This window comes from Halomonas sp. IOP_14, assembly GCF_021021315.1.
Taxonomy (GTDB): Bacteria; Pseudomonadota; Gammaproteobacteria; order Pseudomonadales; family Halomonadaceae; genus Vreelandella; species Vreelandella titanicae.
The window spans coordinates 35,052-51,341 of record NZ_JAINWD010000006.1 but is presented as its reverse complement, the minus strand read 5'-3'; the positions used below and the strand labels follow the sequence as shown (position 1 = coordinate 51,341).

General features: G+C 57.2%; 16 protein-coding genes. 7 read left to right on the top strand and 9 right to left on the bottom strand.

The annotated features are described in order from the left end of the window. Positions 1–33 precede the first annotated feature (33 nt). A complete protein-coding gene (locus tag K7H09_RS06085) occupies positions 34–834 on the top strand; it encodes a tRNA-uridine aminocarboxypropyltransferase (protein ID WP_138800461.1) in 801 nt (266 codons plus the stop codon). Here K7H09_RS06085 and K7H09_RS06080 read toward each other — a convergent pair. The 7 genes from K7H09_RS06080 to def form a co-directional block, all read right to left on the bottom strand. Continuing rightward, positions 769–2,043 (bottom strand): TraB/GumN family protein, encoded by a 1,275-nt coding sequence (locus tag K7H09_RS06080; protein ID WP_230804124.1) that lies wholly within the window; start codon positions 2,041–2,043, stop codon positions 769–771. The two genes, K7H09_RS06085 and K7H09_RS06080, sit on opposite strands and share 66 nt — an antisense overlap. A gap of 44 nt (positions 2,044–2,087) precedes the next feature. Next, entirely contained in the window at positions 2,088–3,536 is a 1,449-nt protein-coding gene (locus tag K7H09_RS06075) for a TrkH family potassium uptake protein (RefSeq protein WP_009288387.1), read from the bottom strand. Between the two features lie 52 nt (positions 3,537–3,588). Further along, on the bottom strand, positions 3,589–4,962 hold the full coding sequence (trkA, locus tag K7H09_RS06070) for a Trk system potassium transporter TrkA (RefSeq protein WP_039860535.1): 1,374 nt from the start codon (positions 4,960–4,962) through the stop codon (positions 3,589–3,591). A gap of 175 nt (positions 4,963–5,137) precedes the next feature. Beyond that, positions 5,138–5,344, bottom strand: a complete 207-nt coding sequence (locus K7H09_RS06065; RefSeq protein WP_008959783.1) for a dodecin — start codon at positions 5,342–5,344, stop codon at positions 5,138–5,140. A 50-nt stretch (positions 5,345–5,394) separates the two neighbouring features. Then, positions 5,395–6,729, bottom strand: coding sequence for a 16S rRNA (cytosine(967)-C(5))-methyltransferase RsmB (gene rsmB / locus K7H09_RS06060; RefSeq protein WP_009288388.1), 1,335 nt, complete (start codon positions 6,727–6,729; stop codon positions 5,395–5,397). Then, entirely contained in the window at positions 6,726–7,718 is a 993-nt protein-coding gene (fmt, locus tag K7H09_RS06055; protein ID WP_009288389.1) for a methionyl-tRNA formyltransferase, read from the bottom strand. The genes rsmB and fmt overlap by 4 nt, the downstream gene beginning before the upstream one ends. 35 nt (positions 7,719–7,753) lie before the next feature. Beyond that, positions 7,754–8,266, bottom strand: coding sequence for a peptide deformylase (gene def, locus K7H09_RS06050; protein ID WP_009288390.1), 513 nt, complete (start codon positions 8,264–8,266; stop codon positions 7,754–7,756). Positions 8,267–8,488: 222 nt separating this feature from the next. Between def and K7H09_RS06045 the strand changes: the two genes are divergently transcribed. From K7H09_RS06045 to K7H09_RS06020, 6 genes are all read left to right on the top strand, one after another. Beyond that, the gene (locus K7H09_RS06045; protein WP_230804123.1) at positions 8,489–9,334 is read left to right on the top strand and encodes a peptidoglycan-binding protein; all 846 of its coding nucleotides are present in this window, start codon (positions 8,489–8,491) and stop codon (positions 9,332–9,334) included. Between the two features lie 35 nt (positions 9,335–9,369). Continuing rightward, positions 9,370–10,494, top strand: coding sequence for a DNA-processing protein DprA (dprA, locus tag K7H09_RS06040; protein WP_230804122.1), 1,125 nt, complete (start codon positions 9,370–9,372; stop codon positions 10,492–10,494). Positions 10,495–10,537: 43 nt separating this feature from the next. Next, positions 10,538–11,095: an L-threonylcarbamoyladenylate synthase gene (locus K7H09_RS06035; RefSeq protein ID WP_022520093.1), complete on the top strand. Its 558-nt coding sequence runs from the start codon at positions 10,538–10,540 to the stop codon at positions 11,093–11,095. Positions 11,096–11,171: 76 nt separating this feature from the next. Then, positions 11,172–12,125 carry an oxygen-dependent coproporphyrinogen oxidase gene (gene hemF, locus K7H09_RS06030; RefSeq protein ID WP_138800464.1) on the top strand — a complete coding sequence of 318 codons (954 nt, stop codon included), beginning with the start codon at positions 11,172–11,174 and terminating at the stop codon, positions 12,123–12,125. Further along, on the top strand, positions 12,122–12,946 hold the full coding sequence (gene aroE, locus K7H09_RS06025) for a shikimate dehydrogenase (protein ID WP_230804120.1): 825 nt from the start codon (positions 12,122–12,124) through the stop codon (positions 12,944–12,946). The genes hemF and aroE overlap by 4 nt, the downstream gene beginning before the upstream one ends. A gap of 187 nt (positions 12,947–13,133) precedes the next feature. Further along, positions 13,134–15,038: an alpha/beta hydrolase domain-containing protein gene (locus K7H09_RS06020; protein WP_230804117.1), complete on the top strand. Its 1,905-nt coding sequence runs from the start codon at positions 13,134–13,136 to the stop codon at positions 15,036–15,038. A 136-nt stretch (positions 15,039–15,174) separates the two neighbouring features. Here the strand turns inward: K7H09_RS06020 and K7H09_RS06015 are convergent, their stop codons facing one another. Beyond that, positions 15,175–15,435, bottom strand: a complete 261-nt coding sequence (locus tag K7H09_RS06015; RefSeq protein ID WP_230804115.1) for a hypothetical protein — start codon at positions 15,433–15,435, stop codon at positions 15,175–15,177. A 17-nt stretch (positions 15,436–15,452) separates the two neighbouring features. After that, the gene (locus tag K7H09_RS06010) at positions 15,453–16,256 is read right to left on the bottom strand and encodes a M48 family metallopeptidase (protein ID WP_009288401.1); all 804 of its coding nucleotides are present in this window, start codon (positions 16,254–16,256) and stop codon (positions 15,453–15,455) included. Between the last annotated feature and the right edge of the window lie 34 nt (positions 16,257–16,290).

Below are 16,290 nucleotides of genomic sequence, written 5' to 3'. Positions count from 1 at the left end.
ACTCTGCGCCCTTTTTCACATTCTGGAGCGTGGATGTCTGATGTTGATAGCTCTGTTGACGAGAGCTCTGTGAATCATGATTCAGCCGCTGAACATCCGCGTCCGCCGCGGCGCGAGTTCAAGGCACGGGGCAGTTTTGTCACCCGCTGCGATAACTGTCAGCTCCCCGTACTGAATTGCCTGTGCCCCTATCAGGTGAAGGCGGAGAGCCATGCTCAGGTGTGGTTATTGACCCACCCCTTGGAGCATTACAAGCCAACCAACACCGGGCGTTTGATTGGTGATGTGATCACGACGACCCAAGTGTTTACCTGGTACCGCACGGCGCCGGATGCACAGCTGGCCGCGTTGTTGAAAGATCCTCTTTACGCGCCCTTTGTGATCTTTCCCGATGATCAGCCCGACTATGCGGACCGGGTGGTTGGCATAGACGCGGTGCATGCGGCGAAAGCCCAGGCGCGCATTCCGGTGTTTATCATTTTGGATGGCACCTGGCGTCAGGCGCGGCGCATGTTCCGTAAAAGCGCTTATCTGGATGCTTTGCCCGTGCTGCCATTGAGAACCGAGCGTGAGACGCGCTACCGGCTGCGCAAACCGGCGTCAAAATCGCACCTTTGTACTGCGGAAGTGGCTATCGAGCTGCTGCGCCAGGGTGGGGATACAGTTGCTGCGGACGTGCTGGATGACTACTTTGAGGTGTTTAACGATAGTTATGCGGCGAGCCGATTGCATCACAAAATCGACCCGCCTACTGCAGCGATGCGGCGCCTAGCCGCCAAACAGAGCACCGGCGATTCTGAATCCGGCCACCCAGGTGCCCACCGCGGAGCCTAGCGTGGCGAGAATAAACACCAGCAGGGTGCGAGAGACACGGTTTTTCCACCAGCCTTTCAACTGCGTGACATCGTGGCGTAGCGATGAAAAATCGCGCACTTTGGGTTTGCGCATAAAGAGCTCAACCCCAGCGGCCACAAATCCAGCGCCGATGGTGGGGTTCAGCGAGGTGAGCGGCGCGGCAAAGAAGGTGGCAATCACGGTCACCGGGTGCGCCATGGCGATAATCGTCGCACCGCCAGAGAGAATACCGTTAATCAAGAACCACTCAAGCACCAGTTGCCAGCCAAGGTCGGTGTTACGTGAAAAACCAATCGCAAAGCCGGTAAGCACCAACGCGGTAATCAGCCACGGCAGCGCTTTCCAAAGCTTGGACGGTGGCGGGGTGGCTTCCAGTGTTTCGCGCTCTACCTTTGGCTCGGCTGGCAGCGGTGTTTCCAGATGTTCGCCAGTACCTTTGAGGTGGCCTGCGCCGAGTACTACTAACACGTGCTGGTAGCGCCCCGGCGGCGCGTCTTCGGCTAAGCGTAACGCCATATAGCGGTCGCGCTCGCGAATCAACGGTGTATAGAGCGCTTCGGATTCGGCGGCAAACTCGCTGAAGGTGGCCTCCAGCATATCGCCCTCTTTGAGCTTTTCGATGTCCTCTTTGGAGACATCCTGACGCGATAACACGCTGCCAAGCAGGCCTGAAAACAGCGAGAAGCGCTGCCACCAGGGCACATTGCTGTAAATGCGTTTCAGCGTTACGCCGACATCGCGGTCAACCAGCAACAGCGGCAGTTTCAGTCGGTTAGCTTCCTCAACTGCCGCACGCATTTCGGCCCCCGGCTGAATGCCGGATTGATCGGCAATCCGTTGCTGAAAGGCGCCCAGCGCCAGGCTTGCGGCCACCATGCCCGCTTTACCTTGTTTAAAGACTTGGAACAGATCCTGCTCGCCCATGGCATCCGGGTTGGACATGCTGTGGTGGCGGGCGTCACATAACTCAATGGCCACTGCATCAAAGGCGCCGCTTGCTAACAGCGCATGCACGTCGTCGGCACTTTCCGCCGACACATGGGCCGTGCCCAGCAGCGTGTAGCGGGTTTCACCGACAGTGATTGTTTTTAACGGCCCGCTGGTGGCTGGCAGCGAAGTCGGTGTTTCAGCCAGCGACCCCGCTTCTGCGTTGGGCGTTTCGTCGTGAGATGTATCTTCGTGGTTCATTAACAGCTCTCAAATCGATCAATAAGGGGGCAGGCGTGAAGCGCTTAACGCCGCCAGAAAGCGGGGGTAAACAGCACCAGTACCGTAAAAATTTCCAGGCGACCGAGCAGCATAGCCATGACCAGTATCCATTTCGCCAAGCTAGGCATGTCGCCATAGTGAGTGTGGGATTCACCCAGTGCAGGGCCGAGATTGTTGAGGGCCGAGCCCACCGTCGACCAGGCTGTGACCTGATCAACCCCGGTCGCCATGACGCCCACTAGCATTAAAAAGAACAGCATCACGTAGACTGAAAAGAACCCCCATACCGCTTGAGCAATGCTGTCGGGGACACTGACTTTACCTACTTTGACCGCAATCACCGCATTGGGGTGGATCAATCGCATGATTTCACGCATGCCCTGCTTGAGGATCAGAATGATCCTTATCACCTTCATGCCGCCACCGGTAGAGCCGGAGCAGCCGCCAACAAAGGCTGCCACAAACAGTAAAAAGGGCAGGGCGCCGGGCCACATGGAGAAGTCGGCAACGCTGAAGCCCGCGGTGGTGGCCACCGACACGACTTGGAAAACCCCGTGTCTCAGACCGCGCGCGGTGTCGTAGGTGTCGGTTAACCACAGAGAGAGCACGGTGACCACGGACAGCGCGAGTAGAAATAGCATCAAAAAGCGCGCTTCGGGGTCGTGAAAGTAGTGCATCAGGCTTTTTTCACGCCAAGCGATAAAGTGTAGGCTAAAGCTGAACGCCGAAATCAACATAAAACCCACGCATATCATCTCGATGGTAGCGCTATCGAAATAGCCGATGCTGGCGTCGTGAGTGGAGAAGCCACCAATGGCGACGGTGGAAAAGCTATGGCTCAAGGCATCGAACCAGCTCATGCCCGCTAACATATAGGCGATCATGCAGGCCAGGGTGAGCGTGGCGTAGATATACCATAGCGCCTTGGCGGTTTCGGTGATGCGTGGTGTGAGCTTGGAGTCTTTCAGCGGCCCAGGAATCTCGGTGCGATACAGCGCCATACCGCCCACGCCGAGGGTGGGCAAAATGGCGACGGCCAAAACGACGATCCCCATGCCGCCCAGCCACTGGAGCTGCTGGCGATAGTAGAGAATCGACTCGGGTAGAAAATCGATGCCGGTAATCACCGTGGCGCCGGTAGTGGTTAAACCGGAGAACGACTCAAATACCGCATCGGTGACGCCGAGAGAACCTTCGCCGAATAGCATCAGCGGCAGTGAGCCGAACAGCGCCAGCACCGTCCAGAACATCGCGGCGATAATAAAGCCGTCGCGGATACGCAGCTCTTTTTGCGAGCGTCGATTGGGAAGGTAAAGCAGTAATCCCGTCACCACCGAAATCGCAATACCGCTAATAAAGGCACTCCACACGCCGTCACGAAACCAGAGTGAAATCAGCGTTGGGGGGAGCATGGTAAGGCTGAAGAGCATCAGCAGCAGCCCCAAAATGCGCAAAATAACCCGCAGACTCATGGTTGTCGCATGCTCCTGTTATTAGCAGCCAGTGGCCGTGGTTCGAGGGTTATCAAAAGAACGTTAAGCCGACTTGGAACAGGCGCTCCACATCGCGAATGCGGCGCTTGTCGATCACAAATAGAATCACGTGGTCACCGCTCTCAACCATCACGTCGCCGTGGGCGATAATGACTTCCTTGCCGCGCACAATCGCCCCGATGGTGGTGCCCTCGGGCAGGTCGATCTCGCGGATGGTACGCCCGACCACCTTGGAGGACTGCTTATCGCCGTGGGCGATGGCTTCAATGGCCTCGGCGGCGCCCCGGCGCAGCGAGTGAACGTTGACGATATCACCCCGACGCACGTGGGTGAGCAAGCTGCCGATGGTCGCCTGCTGGGGAGAAATAGCGATATCGATCTCGCCCCCCTGCACCAAATCCACGTAAGCGGCGTTGTTGATCAGCGTCAGCACCTTCTTCGCCCCCAAACGCTTGGCGAGTAGCGACGACATGATATTGACCTCGTCGTCGTTGGTCAGCGCGCAGAAGATATCGCACTCTTCGATATTCTCCTCTTCCAGCAAGCGCTTGCTGGTGGCACTGCCGTGGAGCACCACGGTGCGATCCAGTCGCTCGGAGAGGGTGGTGCAGCGCTCCAGGCTGTGCTCGATGATCTTGACCTGGTGGCTATGCTCCAAATGCTCCGCCAGCCGCTCGCCGATATTGCCACCCCCGGCGATCACGACCCGACGGAAGTCCCGCTCGACCCGGCGCAGCTCGCTCATCACTGCGCGAATATCCCGGCGGGCGGCGAGGAAGAACACCTCGTCGTCAGCCTCGATGACCGTATCGCCACGGGGAATGATTGGGCGGTTACGGCGGTAAATCGCCGCCACCCGGGTATCCACGTTGGGCATATGGCGGCGCAGAAAGGCCAAATCCTGGCCCACCAGCGGGCCACCGTAGAACGCTTTCACCGCCACCAGCTGTACCAGGCCACCGGCAAACTCCAAGACCTGCAAGGCGCCTGGGTGTTCGATCAGGCGGCGTACATGGTCGGTCACCACCTGCTCTGGGCTGATGAGTACATCAATGGGAATCGCTTCGTGGGCGAAGAGCCCTTTACGAGTCAAGTAAGCGGTGGCGCGTACACGGGCAATCTTGGTCGGGGTGCGAAATAGCGTGTGGGCGACCTGGCAGGCGATCATATTGATCTCATCGCTGTTGGTCACAGCGATCAACATATCAGCGTCTTCGCAGCCTGCCTGACGTAGCACAATGGGGTAGGAGCCCGCCCCGGTAACGGTGCGGATATCGAGTTTGGTATGCAGCTCACGAAGTTTTTTGGCGTCAGTGTCAACGACAGTGATGTCGTTCTCCTCGCGGGCGAGGTGTTCTGCCAGTGTGCCGCCGACCTGGCCGGCGCCGAGAATGATGATTTTCATTGCTGAGCATCGGTTCCATTAAAAGCGCCAGCGCAATATCGTTAAGACCAGGAGACGGTCTTAGGACTCAGTCCTGACGTTGAAGACGTAAATGGTCGTTCAGGTACGTCTATCATGCGCTGCAATAAAGACGGCGGCCAGTGTAAACCAGCCGCCGCCGAAAAGCAGGTGGGGATTACTCTAGCGTAAAGCCGACTTTAACCGTTACCTGCCAGTGGGCCACTTGGCCATCTTCAATATGGCCACGGGTATCGACTACTTCCAGCCAGCGCATGTGCTTAATCGTTTCTGACGCCTTGGCCAGTGCATTCTGAACCGCTTCCTCAATGCCCTTCTCGGAAGAGCCGGTCAATTCCACGTGCTTGTAAGTATGATGACTCATAGTACCTCCTTCCTTGTCATGAAATCACTGCCCCCGACATCAGTGAGCGCCTAGGCAGTGCGCTTCTCTAGTCTGGCATAAAAAAAGCCATCGTGACTGTTCTGGGCTGGAAACAGCTGGCGACCCGCGCCGCTGGAAATGCCCCAGGCAACATCGTTAGGCGTGGTGACATGGGCGTCAGGGGTGCGGGCGAGAAATGCCTCAATCTGCTCACTGTTCTCTTCCGGAAGCACCGAGCAGGTGGCGTAGAGCAGGGTGCCGCCTTCGCGCAGCATCGGCCAAAGGTTGTCTAACAGCTGACGTTGAAGCTTGGCCAGCGGCCGGATATCGTCTTTGCGCCGCAGCTTCTTGATATCCGGGTGACGGCGGATAACACCGGTGCCAGAGCAAGGGGCGTCGAGCAGGATGGCATCAAACGGCGTGCCGCTCCACCAGTCGCGCTCGGTCGCATCGGCGTGTTGGAGAACGGCCTCTACGCCTAGTCGGGTAAGGGTATCTTCCACCCGTGCCAGGCGCTGATTATCGCTATCGATAGCGGTAAGATTGATGTCGAACAGTTCGAGCAAATGGGCCGTTTTGCCGCCGGGGGCGCAGCAAGCATCCAGAACATGTGCACCTGGCCGTGGCGCAAGCACGGGCCCCAGCAGTACTGCCGAGAGTTGGGCGGCCTCGTCCTGAACGCTAATATGTCCCGCTTCGAAGCCAGGCAGCGCCGTGACATCGCAGGGTGTTTCCAGCGTGATGGCGTCTGGGGCGTGGGGGCACAGGTGACCACTCAACCCCTGCTCGGTCAACTGCGACAAGTAGGCTTCACGATCGTTGTGGTGCTGATTCACTCTCAACGTCATCGGGCCTGACTGGTTGTTGGCTTCGACAATCGCCCGCCACTGCTCTGGCCATGCCTGACGCAAGGCGTTAAGTAGCCAGGGTGGATGTTCTAACGCGACGCTCTCATCCCGGTCTACTTGGGCCTGGAGCGCCTCGGATTCGCGCTGCAATCGCCGCAAACAGCCATTTAACACGCGGGTGGCCCACTCCTTATTCAGCAAGCGCGCAGCGCCCGCGGTTTCACCTACTGCCGCGTGGGCTGGAATGCGCATGTACAACAACTGGTAAATACCCAGCAGCAGCAGCGCCTGAACATCGCTGTCGCGCTTTTTAAACGGTTGCTTAAGTAATGTGCCCGCTAAGGCTTCCAGACGCGGTAAGCGGCGGCAGGTGCCAAAGCAGAGCTCTTTGAGCAGCCCGCGGTCGCGAGCCACCACGCTGTGCTCATCCAGCCCCGCCAGTGAGCCTTGGTCGCTGAGCACCGGGGCCAGCGCGCGAGCCGCCGCGGCGCGGACTTCCTGACCACTGCCGCCTTGGGGGGAGCGCTTTTGGCTCATGGTGTTTCTCCTTCGCTGGCCTGAGCCGCTGGTTTACCAAGACGAGTACCGGTAGCAAGGCGCGCGTGGCGGGCATTGAGTAAGTCACGCACGTCCATGGCTTTACCGCCGGGCAGCTGTGCGCTGGTCACACAAAGTACCTCGCTGCCGTTTTCCCCACAGGCAATCCGCAGATGATCGTCGCCGTGGTCTAGTAGCATGCCGGGCTCGCAGGCTGGCTGATCGCCCTCTTCTACGTTCGCCATTAGCAGCCGCAGGCGATCATCGCCTAATGCGCACCAAGCCACCGGCCAGGGGTTAAAAGCGCGAATTTTGCTGGCTAACTGCTGGGCGGGCTGGGCAAAGTCGAGCTCGGCTTCCGCTTTGCTCAGCTTGGCGGCATAGGTGACGCCTTCCTCGGGCTGAGGCGTGGCATGCGCGGTGCCGGTGGCCAGGGCATCCAGCGTGTTGATCAACGCATTGGCGCCTTGAATCGCGAGACGGTCGTGCAAATCGCCGCCGGTGGTGCGGTTCGTAATGGGCGTGCGCACTTCCGTGAGCATCGCCCCGGTATCCAGGCCAGCATCCATCTGCATGATAGTTACACCCGATACGCTATCACCCGCCTCGATCGCCCGCTGTATGGGGGCAGCGCCGCGCCAGCGGGGCAGCAGCGAAGCGTGAACGTTAACGCAGCCGAGACGCGGTATGTCCAACACGGCCTGAGGAAGCAGCAGTCCATAGGCCACAACGACCATAATGTCAGCATTGAGCGCGGCCAGCTCGGCTTGTGCCTCGGGTTGCTTTAACGTCTGAGGCTGATAGACAGGCAGGCTGTGTTCCAGAGCCAGCTGTTTGACCGGGCTGGGCGTTAGCTTACGGCCGCGGCCAGCGGGGCGGTCGGGTTGGGTATACACCGCCACCACCTCGTGCTGGCTTTCCAGCAGCGCGGCAAGGCTAGAGGCGGCGAATTCAGGCGTGCCAGCAAAAACAACGCGCAATCGTGACATATAAAGAGGGCTACCTGGCGTGAATGAGAGAAGTGTTAGGCGTCCTGCATCTGCTTGTGGCGTTTCTGCATTTTCTTGCGGATACGGTCGCGCTTTAGCGGCGACAAGTAGTCAACAAACAGCACACCCTCAAGGTGGTCGTACTCGTGCTGAATACAGTGTGCCAGCAGACCTTCTGCCTCTAACTCATAGGCCTCGCCATTACGATCCAGCGCGTTGAGCTGCACCTTAAGATAGCGCGGCACTTCGGCGTAGTGCTCGGGAATCGACAGGCAGCCTTCCGAAAGTGGCTCTTTCTCGTCGCCAATGGGTGTATAGCGCGGGTTGATGAGCACCAGCGGCTGGGAGTTATCGTCGCTGACATCCATGACGACAATACGGCGATGGACATCGATCTGGGTCGCGGCTAGACCGATACCACGGGCGTCATACATGGTCTCCAGCATATCGTCGACGAGCTGGCGTACCTCATCGTCGACGGTTTCCACCGCAGCGGCCTTGGTGCGCAGGCGCTCATCGGGGAATTCAAGAATAGGAAGTTTGGCCATGGCGTTACAATCACCGTTATGCTGAGTCTAAATTAAGTCAAGCTAGGTAGTGACGAGCGTCTTCTAACCTAGGTACTTTATGATGGGTCACTATATCATGCTGTCAACGTTTCTGGGCATGGGCGCCCGATACGCACTGGGTCTCAGCAGCAACAGAATGACTGCGCTTATGCAGCGCTTCGACATGGAACTAAGAGTGATGCATTTTCTTGGGAGAACTGGATGGCGGCAAAACAACACGCCTACCGGAGGGCTTTGAGTGGTTTGCTGCTGAGCGCAGTGGTGCTGGTGAGTATTGATGCCACCGCTTGGGAGCGTGATCAGAAAGTGATTAAACTCTCGCCTCAGGTGCGTACCTTGCCCCATCGTGAAGCGATCGAGCCCATCGCCTTGGAGGAAGCGCGAGCCTTTCTGCGCGAACACCGCGTCGTCGATGATACCGAGGCGTTGCAGGAACTGGCTTACGTAGTGGCGGGAGATGATCGCCGCTTGATCAGTGGTGCGGGAGATAGGTTATACGTGCGTGGCGTTGTGCCACACCATGGTCAGGTGGGTATCTATCGGCAGTCGGAGCCCTACCTGGCAATGGATGGCACGCCGCTGGGCTTAGAGCTGATCAACGTTGGCATCGCTCGCCACGTCAGCAGTGAAGGCGATATTGCGCAGCTTGAAGTCGTTAGCTCCCATCAGGAAGTGCGGGTTAACGATATTGTGTTGCCCTTGGAGGAGCGCGAGCTGAGCCGTGAGTTTATGCCCCGCGCGCCGCCCAATGCGGTTGAGGGTCATGTTATTGCCGTGCCAGGTGGCGTGCGTTTTATTGGCCGTTTTCAGATCGTTGCGCTGGATCTTGGCACCCTGGATGGTTTGCAGGCGGGGCATGTGCTGCGAGTCAATCAGCAGGGTGAGCTGATCAACGACCCACGTACCCAGGAGCTGGTGCAACTGCCCAGCACAGAGGCGGGCAGTGTGATGGTCTTCAAGCCCTATGATCGCGTCAGCTATGCCTTGGTGATGCAGGCGTCCCGGATACTGGAAGTGGGCGATGGGGTTGGGTCAGCGACGAACTAACAGGCGGCACACAAAGACGTTTAAAAGGAGGAAGTATGGACGCCCAGGCGTGGCTGGTGGTCAATGCGTTGCCGGGTATGGGGGCGCTGCGTATCGCGCAATTATTAGCCCGTCAGCCGCAGTGGCCAGAAGGCTGGCTGGCAGCACTGCCGAGCCGTGCTGCCAGCGAGTTGCGCCTGTGGCTTGAACATCCCACGCGCAGCCCGTTGCAAAATGTGGTTGATGAAACCCTGGCGTGGCAGCGAAGCGGCCCAAGTCGCCATGTGCTGCATCGAGATCACCCCGCTTGGCCTGCGCTGTTAAATGAATTGCCCGACCCGCCTGTGGTGCTCTGGGCCAAGGGGGATCTTAGCGCCCTGGAGGGCCCCAAACTTGCCATGGTAGGCACTCGTCGCCCCACCGGCGAAGGTACCCATAACGCCCAAACCTTCGCTCGCGATCTAGCCCGCCGCGGCTGGTGCGTGGTCAGCGGTATGGCCTTGGGAGTTGACGGTGTTGCCCAGCGCGCAGCGCTAAATGCCGGTGGGCGCACGATCGCTGTACTCGGCTGCGGCGTAGATGTGATCTATCCCGCCTCTCACCGTGATCTTCACGAACAGCTTAGCTCTCTACCCGGTGGCCTGGTGGTGTCAGAACATCCGCCAGGTACGCTGGCCCGCCCGGCGTTTTTCCCGCGGCGCAACCGAATCGTTACCGGCCTCTCGCTCGGTACCCTAGTGGTCGAAGCCACCGAAAAAAGCGGTTCGCTGGTCAGTGCACGACTTACTCTAGAGCAAAATCGCGAACTGTTTGTGCTGCCTGGTTCGCTACACAATGTACAGGCCCGCGGCTGCTTGACACTACTGCGTCAAGGCAGTGCGCACCTGGCCTGTAGCGTCGACGATATCATCGCTGATCTTGGCCACTGGGCGGAGGCGTTTATCCCGCCTGAGACGGAAGAACAGCCATCTGAGCAAGAACCGCTACCCGATAGTTTGTCCGACGATAGCTTGCCCGATTCCTTATTAGCGTCATTATCGGCCACGCCGACGCCTATTGATCTCTTGGTGCACGCCACTGGCGTGACGGTCAGCGACTGCCAGCAGCGCCTACTGATGCTGGAGTTAGAAGGCTGGGTTGCACAGCAGGCGGGAGGCTGGGTGCGGTTGCCGCGGCCATGATAGGATAAAGTCATTAAAGGCCTGTTAGCCGTGAGGAGAGAGCATGAGTTTGGCGACCGATCTAGCCCCTGCGATTAGCGCGCTGCGTAGTGGGGGAGTGATTGCCTGTCCCACTGAAGCGGTTTGGGGGCTCAGCTGTGACCCCGAAAACGACGCAGCCTTAGCCCATCTAATGCGCATGAAAGAGCGCGACCCTGCCAAGGGCGTCATCCTTGTTGCTGCCAATATTGGCCAGTTCCACCCCTGGTTGAGCCAGCTTCCCCTCGCGATGCATGCTCCTCTTGCGGCAAGCTGGCCGGGGCCCAATACCTGGCTAGTGCCTGATTATGGCCGCAGCCATGGGCTGGTGCGTGGCGCCCACGAGCGCGTAGCGCTGCGGGTGACCGACCACCCGGTGATGAAAGCCCTGTGCGAAGCTTTCGGTGGTCCGTTGGTATCAACCTCGGCCAACCGTTCGGGGGAACCGCCCGCGATGAGCGCCGCCGAGATTACTGACATCTTTGCTGATGAAGTGGCCTATATAGTGCAAGGCGAGCTGGGTGGCAATGCCAAACCCAGCACTATTAGAGACCTAGCCACCGGTAAAATCATGCGTTCTTAAACCGGCTCTCCAACTATTCACCACTCACCCATTACGACTCACCCATTACGACTCACCAATGCCCCCAGGAGTTACCGTGGCCCACGAGCACCTTGATGACGTTAAACGCTACCTTCTTGATCTGCAGGATCGGCTCTGCGCTGGATTGGCAAAAGCCGATGGCGCTGCCCAGTTCCAAGAAGATAGCTGGGAGCGTGCCGAGGGCGGTGGTGGTCGATCACGGGTGATGACCCATGGCGGCGTATTTGAAAAAGGCGGCGTCAACTTCTCCCATGTCTATGGCACCCAGCTGCCGCCTTCGGCCACCGCCGCGCGCCCTGAACTGGCTGGTCGCAGCTTCCACGCGGTGGGCGTTTCCTGGGTGCTGCACCCGGAAAACCCCCATGTGCCTACCAGCCATGGCAACGTGCGCTTCTTTATTGCCGAGAAAGCCGGCGAGCCGCCGGTGTGGTGGTTTGGCGGCGGTTTTGACTTAACGCCGTTTTATCCCGTGATGGAAGACGTGGTGCACTGGCACCGGGTGGCAAAAGCCGCCTGCGACCCCTTTGGCGATGATGTTTATGCGCGCTATAAGGCCTGGTGCGACGAGTACTTTTACCTTAAGCACCGCGATGAAACCCGCGGCGTCGGTGGGCTGTTTTTCGATGACCTGAACGAAGGTGAGTTTGCCGATTGTTTTGCCGTTCAGCGCGCGGTGGGCGACAGTTTCTTAGCGGCTTATTTGCCCATCGTTGAGCGCCGTAAAAATGACGCCTGGGGCGAGCGGGAGCGCGACTTCCAGCTTTACCGCCGTGGCCGCTACGTGGAGTTCAACCTGGTGTGGGATCGCGGCACGCTATTTGGCTTGCAGAGCGGCGGGCGCACGGAGTCAATTTTGATGTCAATGCCGCCAATGGCGCGCTGGGAGTACGCCTTTGAGCCAGAGCCCGGCAGTCCCGAAGCGCGTTTGCAGGATTTCTTATACCCCCGCGACTGGCTCGGTGAATTCGCTGAGGATGCAGGTCAAGGAAAAAGCGGAGAGCTCTCATGACCGATCGCTACTGCGTGTTTGGCAACCCGGTCAAACACTCCAAATCCCCGCAGATCCACGCTGAGTTTGCCCATCAAGCCCAGCAGGCCCTTGAGTACACCGCTGAAGAAGCACCGGTGGATGGTTTTGCAGGTGCGTGGCGGGCGTTTATCGACGCGGGCGGGCGTGGCGCCAACGTTACCGTGCCGTTCAAGGGCGATGCTTTTGCGCTGTGCGACACCTTGAGCCACCGCGCCCGTCGTGCAGGGGCGGTGAATACTCTGATTCTGGGTGGTAATGGCCGTACCTACGGCGATACTACCGATGGCATTGGCCTAGTGCGCGATTTGGCCTATCACCGTGTGGCGTTAGCAGAAAAGCGCATTTTGGTGGTAGGCGCAGGCGGCGCCGTGCGCGGCATTCTGGAGCCCCTGCTTGCCGAGCAGCCCAGTGAAATCGTCGTGGTCAACCGCACCGCCGCCAAGGCCGAGCAGCTGGCCAGCGATTTTGCTGATCTAGGGCCTATCCACGGCGGTGGTTTTGATACCGTTAATGGCACTTTTGATGTGGTGATTAACGGCACCAGTGCCAGCCTATCAGGCGATTTACCGCCGTTGCCTGATACGTTGTTCAATACCAATGCCTGGGCCTACGACATGATGTACGGGGCCGAGCCGACGGTATTTTTACAGTGGGCAGGCCCGCACGGCGCGAAGTTGCTTGACGGCTTAGGCATGCTGGTCGAGCAGGCCGCCGAGTCGTTTTTTCTGTGGCGTAATGTGCGCCCTGAAACCGCGCCTGTGCGAGAAATGCTGCGCCAACAATTAAATTTCTTAACTTAGTGCTTTAAGTTGACAAGTGAAAAGGAACAAGGAATTCTTCTTAATAAGCACTAGGCACTTGCATAATAAGCCTCTGTAGCTGTACTGCCCATTATGGTGTGCGTATTTGTAATCGTTTAAAACCTCAAAGGTGTATTAATAGTTCGTATCTCACTTGAAAAATAAGTAATAACAAAAAGGAGCTACTATGAAAACTTTACCAAAAATAACGTTAGTACCACTGGCAATAGCTGGAGCCATATTTTTATCTCCTGGTAGCGAAGCCAGAGTGACTGGTTTTGAGATCATCAACACTGTAGATGAGTATGGTGGTGAACGCTTTGGAGAGTCTGGTGCTTACGAGAGAATTGAGGCCGTGGCAAGCTTTGCTATTGATCCTACGAGTGCTAGAGCCAGTAACATTGCCGATTTAGAAAAAGCGCCTGTTAATGATCAAGGTGAAGTGGCCTTTAGTACGGAAGTGGTGATTCTACGACCTACTGAGCAAACCTCAGGAGTGCTTTTCTACGAAGTCCCTAACCGTGGCCGCAACTTGAGTTTTCCGTTACTTAATCTAACGAGTATCTCGGGCGACTTTGCAGTCGATGAGCCAGGTGATGGTTTTTTAATGCGCCAGGGCCACACCATGGTATGGAGTGGCTGGCAGACCGGTTTGAGCGATAGTTTGATCGAGATTGATTTGCCGGTTATTGAGGGGGTAACGGGTGAATCTCGTGAGGAGTTCGTTTTCGATAACCATGAGTCGGTAAGTGTTGCGTCCCTTACATACCCTGCTGCAGACCTAAACCCCGAACATTCCTCTCTAACCGTTAGGCCTACGCCTGATGCGCCTCGTCAAATGGTGGAGGGTTTGTCGTTTCGTTATTTGGATGAAAATCGTATAGAGATTCAGCGGCCCACTAGTATGGATGGCGGCGCTATATACGAGTTTATTTATACCGCTAAGGATGCAGTGCCCGCCGGGTTAGGGATGCTCGCGACGAGCGACTTGGTCGCCTTTCTGAGAGGTGCGCAAGGACATGATGTTGAAACACCACTGAACGATATTGAGCATACCGTGGCAATGGGGATTTCTCAGTCAGGACGCTTCCTGCGCGACTTGATATATCAAGGATACAATGCTGATAGTCAGGGCAACCGAGTATTTGATGGCGCCATGGCGCATATTGCGGGATCACGGAAGACGTTCACCAACTACCCTTTTGCTCAGCCTGGTCGCTTCTCTCGACAGCATGAAGATCATGATGCGGTAGGAGATCAGTTCCCCTTCAGTTATGTCGAGATGCTAGATCCGTTGACGGGGCAGAGCGACAGTATTTTGGCCGTCTGTCGTGAAAACAATACGTGTCCGAAACTTATGCACACCGACACGTCGGCAGAATTTTGGCAGGCTCGTGCGTCATTGGTTTCTACATCCCCCACTGGAGACCCCCTGACTATGCCTGATGATGTGCGATTATATTTTTTCGCTGGGGCGCCGCATTTTAATGCTTGGGGAGGATCGGCTTCGGCTAGTGAAGTATGTAAATATCCGAGTAATCCAATTAGTGTGGCGCCTAGCATGCGTGCGCTTGTGAGTGCGATGGAGTCTTGGGTCGTAAATGATATAGCCCCGCCAGCAAGCCGTTATCCAGGTTTGAAGGGTGATGGGCTTGTGGCGAATGAGGAGTTGAATTTGCCGCCCTTACAGGGAGAAGTGCCTAAGCCGCCTGTCAACGAGCTGTATGCCAGAAACCATACTGTGGTGCCACCTGAAGAGGGTGAACAATATTCGGTGAAGGTGCCAGAAGTGGATGAAGATGGCATTGCCTTGGGAGGCATTCGCCAACCCTATGTGGCTGTGCCTCTAGGTACTTATTTAGGCTGGAATTTGCGCGATCAAGGGTACGCAGAAGGCCAATTGTGTAACTTATCCGGCAGCTTTATCCCTTTTGCGAGTAGTAATGATGGTAGAAAGTCAGTATCAAGCCGATACTCAAGCCCTGAGTCATACCAAGAATCCTTAGGTGACGCTATAGATGAGCTAGTAGATATTGGCTTTATGCTTGAGAAAGACCGTCAATGGGTGATGGAGGATGCTCCAGAACTATAACCCGCATTTTTAAAGAGTTTTAAATGAGGTCTTTTTCCTCGCTAGTATCAATCTTCATTGATCAACAACATAGCTAAAAAAGTGGGGGCGGATAATATATCCGCCCCCACTTTTTATTGATGCCACTAATAACGTTTCACTTAGTGCGTTTGACGTACAAGCCCACCGTGCACATCGCCAGCCCCACTACCGAGAGCAGCATGCCGCCATTGACTAACAGCGGCGAACGCTCCAGCCAGGAGACAAACGGTTGCGGGGTGTCTCTACAGGCACTCTCGATATAGTCCCAATGGCCGCCATCAAGCTGGCACGCGCGTACGTCGTTTAGCTCCCAGAAATACACGCCCATCAGCACAAACAGCGGCAGTACCAGTAGCAGTAATCCCAGCTTAATCATTTAAACCTCAAGAGCCGTTAAGGACGCGGGCAGTTGGGTGTACGACCATTGCTGCGAGCCTGCTCGTACAAGGCAAGTGCTTGATCCATATTACCCTGCAGCCCTTGAATGCGCTGGCCTTGGCCAGGGTGAGTCGACATCCACTCGGGGGGCGCACCGCCACCTGTGGCCGCCTGCATATTTTCCCAAAGGGTCACGCTCTCACGGGGATTGAAACCGGCTTGAGCCATGAGATCCAGACCAATCACATCGGCCTCACTCTCATGGGCCCGGGAGAAGGGAAGTACGATGCCGTACTGTGCGCCCATGCCGAGCACGCCCATGAGTTGCTGGCCACCGGCAGACTGCATGCCAGAAGTGCTGGAAATCACCGACAGGCCTAATGAGGTGGCGCTCTCGGTGGAGGCGCGCTCATTGGCATGGTTGGCCAGTACGTGACCAATTTCGTGACCGATAACGGAAGCAAGCTGATCCTGGGTCGTGGCAATATCCAGCATGCCGGTATTCACGCCCATATAGCCGCCGGGAAGCGCGAACGCGTTGGGCTGTTCGGACTCAAATACGCGAATTTGCCAGTCTAGCTGCCGCTGTTCGGCGGGGAGTTCCGCCACGATGGCATCGGCAATACACTGCACATAGCGGTGGCTGGCCTGGCCCGCCGTGGGCAGCTCCTGCTGATATTGAGTGAACGCTTGGCGCCCCATCTCATTCAATTCGCTATCAGAGAGCAACAGCAGTTGCGAGCGTCCGGTAGGCGAGGTGGTACAAGCGGCGATAGACGCACATAGTGCGGTAACAGCGAGAGGGCGAAGCCAGCGCATGAGTCGGTTTCCTTATAGACGAAAGAGTTTCTTG